This window comes from Sphaerisporangium rufum (genome assembly GCF_016863395.1).
Classification (GTDB): domain Bacteria; phylum Actinomycetota; class Actinomycetes; order Streptosporangiales; family Streptosporangiaceae; genus Sphaerisporangium; species Sphaerisporangium rufum.
Genome location: NZ_BOOU01000039.1, coordinates 1 through 3,160, shown reverse-complemented (window position 1 = coordinate 3,160; position 3,160 = coordinate 1). Strand labels below are relative to the sequence as shown.

Below are 3,160 nucleotides of genomic sequence, written 5' to 3'. Positions count from 1 at the left end.
GCCCGCTGCCCACAGTGCCGGACATGTTCATGAACACCGCCACCGGACCGGGCGTCCCTGACCCGACTCCGGCCCGCGCCCACCGCGACGCCTGGCTCCCTGGGCGGCTCGCCGGCGGCACCTCCCTGAGCCTCGGACCGATCCTGTGGTGCGCCGGGCTGCTGCTGCGCGGGAGCGGGCGGCCGGCTTCCTGCTCAAGGGCACCGTGCCGCGTGATCGACGCCTTCGCCGGCCATGCTGGTCCGCGACGCCGGCCGACCGGCCGACCCGTGAGAAAAATCTTGAAAAGAATCCGGGAGCCCTGTCGAGATCCGGTCGTCTCGTTCGAGGCGTAAGCGAACGGGCCCGCCGAACCACTGGCCGGCCCTCCCGCGAAGGAGACCGGATCATGACCCAGCGCACCATCGACACTCCCGCCGCCCGCGCCTGCGACCCCGCCACCAGCCTGACCCGGTCCCTGCTCGGGTACGGCGTGCTGGCCGGTCCGGTGTACGTGCTGGGCTCGCTCGGCCAGGCGCTGGCCAGCGAGGGATTCGACCTCACCCGGCACTCCTGGAGCCTGCTCAGCGCCGGCGAGCACGGGTGGATCCACATCACCGTCTTCCTGGTGACCGGGCTGATGGTCCTGGCGTTCGCCGCCGGCCTGCGGCGCGCCTGGCGCCCGGCCCGCGGCCGGACCTGGGGCCCCCGGCTCATGGCGGCGTACGGTGCCGGCCTGCTCGGCGGCGGGGTCATGGTGGCCGACCCGGCGATGGGCTACCCGGCCGGCACCCCCGAAGGCGTCGCCACGGTCAGCTGGCATGGCATCATGCACCTGGTCTGCGGCGGGCTGGGATTCATCTGCTTCCTGGTCGCGGCGTTCGCCCTGGCCCGCGGGTTCGCCGCCGAGGGGCGCCGCGGCTGGGCCGCGTTCAGCCGGATCACCGGCGCGGTGTTCGTCGTCACGTTCGCGGGCATCGCCTCCGGGGCGGGCGGCCCGGCGACCGTGCTGCCGTTCACCGCCGCGGTGATCCTCACCTGGACCTGGATGGCCGCGCTGGCCGTCCACCTCTACCGGCGCGCCGGCGAGTGAGCCGGGGCGTCATCCCATCCCATAGAAGATCACGACAGTAGGAGATGTACCGATGCGATACCTGGTGCTGCTGAAGACGGCACGGCAGGCCGGCGAGCCACCGGCCGGGCTGATGGAAGCGATAATGAACCTGGGCGGCGAGGCCACCGCGGCCGGGGCGTTGCTGGACAACGGCGGGCTGGCGGCCGGCGACACCCGCACCCGGGTCACCGTCGCCGGCGGCGAGCTGAGCGTGACCGACGGCCCGTTCACCGAGTCCAAGGAGGTGCTCAGCTACGCCCTCTACCAGGTCCGGTCCAAGGAGGAGGCGGTGGAGTGGACCAGGCGGTTCATGAAGCTGCACCACGACATGTGGCCCGGCTGGGAGGGCGAGTCGGAGGTCGTCCGCGTCCTCGGCCCCGAAGACTTCGGCCCGCCGCCCGGCACCCCCTGACCGGCACGTGCCGCCCCGCACGTCCTAGCCGGCACGCCATGACCGGCACATCCTTGCCGGCGCGCCCCGCCGGACCACCGGCCCCCGGTGGCCCGGCGGGGCGTTCAGGTGGTTGTATCGGCGGATGACGTCGGACGCCGGACGCGCGGAGGCGCACCGCCAGATCGAGGCGGTGTGGCGGCTGGAGTCGGCCCGGATCATCGCCGGGGTCGCCCGCATCGTCGGCGACGTCGGCCTGGCCGAGGAGCTGGCGCAGGACGCGCTGGTCATCGCACTGGAGAAGTGGCCGCGGTCGGGTGTCCCCGACCCGCCGGGCGCCTGGCTGACGGCCACCGCCAAGCACCGGGCGGTCGACCTGGTCCGCCGCCGGGCCACCTACGAGCGCAAGCTGCGCGAGCTCGGCCATGACATCGAGACGCGCGAGCCGGACGCCGCGGCCGACCTGGACGCGGCGCTGGACGACCACATCGGGGACGACCTGCTCCGGCTGATCTTCACCACCTGCCATCCGGTGCTCGCCGAGGACGCCCGGGTGGCGCTGACCCTCCGCCTGCTCGGCGGCCTGACCACCGGCGAGATAGCCAGGGCGTTCCTGGTCGCCGAACCCACGGTCGCGCAGCGCATCGTCCGCGCCAAGCGCGCGCTGGCCGGCCACGGCGTCCGCATCGAGATGCCGGCCCCGCGGGAACTGCCCGGCCGGCTCTCCTCGGTGCTCGGCGTCATCTACCTGATCTTCAACGAGGGGTACGCGGCCACCGCCGGCACCGGCTGGGCCCGGCCCGAGCTGTGCGAGGAGGCGCTGCGGCTCGGCCGGATCCTGGCCGCCCTGCTGCCCGGCGAGCCGGAGGTCCACGGGCTGGCCGCGCTGATGGAGATCCAGGCGTCCCGGATCCGGGCCCGCACCGGCCCGGCCGGCGAGCCGGTGCCGCTGGCCCGCCAGGACCGCCGGCGATGGGACCGGCTGCTCATCCGGCGGGGGCTGGCCGCGCTGGACCGGGCCGAGGAGATCGGCGATGCGGTCGGCCCGTACACGCTGCAGGCCGCCATCGCCGCCTGCCACGCCCGGGCCGCGTCCTGGGCGGACACCGACTGGGAGCGCATCGTGCTGCTGTACGAGGTGCTGGCGCACGTCCGGCCGTCCCCGGTGGTGGAGTTGAACCGAGCGGTCGCGGTCGGCATGGCCCGCGGCCCGGCGGCCGGCCTGGCCATCGCCGACCGCTGCGCCGCCGCCCCCGAACTACGCGGCTACGCCCAGCTGCCCGCGGTCCGCGGCGACCTGCTCGCCCGGCTCGGCCGGTACGACGAGGCGCGGGCCGAGTTCGAACGCGCGGCGTCACTCACCCGCAACGACCACGAGCGGACGCTCTTCCTCACCCACGCCACCGCCTGCGCCCAGGGCGCCTACCCCCAGGAAGCCCACGCCGCCCCCGAACCACCCTGACCTGCGGTGACTTGGTAACGCCCGCCAGGGCTGGCCGCTCAGAGCGGTCATGGGCGGCGCGCTGACGGGCAGGACGGTCCAGCATCGCCGGACGTGGCAGGAAGCGGTCATCCGCGTGCAGCTTGCTGCCGCCGTTTTCTCTGTTCCGGGGCCGGTGAATGCCGGAGAGTTGTTGGTGTAAGGACGAAACACCGACTCCCGGAAATGAGGAAAA

The 3,160-nt window shown here is 74.0% G+C and carries 3 protein-coding genes; all 3 read left to right on the top strand.

Annotated features, from left to right (window positions below; genetic code table 11):
• Nucleotides 1-388 precede the first annotated feature (388 nt).
• Nucleotides 389-1,072 (top strand): DUF998 domain-containing protein, encoded by a 684-nt coding sequence (locus Sru01_RS13405; RefSeq protein WP_203984683.1) that lies wholly within the window; start codon nucleotides 389-391, stop codon nucleotides 1,070-1,072.
• A gap of 52 nt (nucleotides 1,073-1,124) precedes the next feature.
• Entirely contained in the window at nucleotides 1,125-1,505 is a 381-nt protein-coding gene (locus Sru01_RS13400; protein ID WP_203984682.1) for a YciI family protein, read from the top strand.
• Between the two features lie 124 nt (nucleotides 1,506-1,629).
• Nucleotides 1,630-2,946 carry an RNA polymerase sigma factor gene (locus Sru01_RS13395; RefSeq protein ID WP_203984681.1) on the top strand — a complete coding sequence of 439 codons (1,317 nt, stop codon included), beginning with the start codon at nucleotides 1,630-1,632 and terminating at the stop codon, nucleotides 2,944-2,946.
• Nucleotides 2,947-3,160: the final 214 nt, after the last annotated feature.

Bases quoted from the DNA above. Each gene is read 5' to 3' on its own strand.
- Sru01_RS13400 (WP_203984682.1), top strand. From the start codon at position 1,125: ATGCGATACCTGGTGCTGCTGAAGACGGCACGGCAGGCCGGCGAGCCA.
- Sru01_RS13395 (WP_203984681.1), top strand. From the start codon at position 1,630: ATGACGTCGGACGCCGGACGCGCGGAGGCGCACCGCCAGATCGAGGCG.
- Sru01_RS13405 (WP_203984683.1), top strand. From the start codon at position 389: ATGACCCAGCGCACCATCGACACTCCCGCCGCCCGCGCCTGCGACCCC.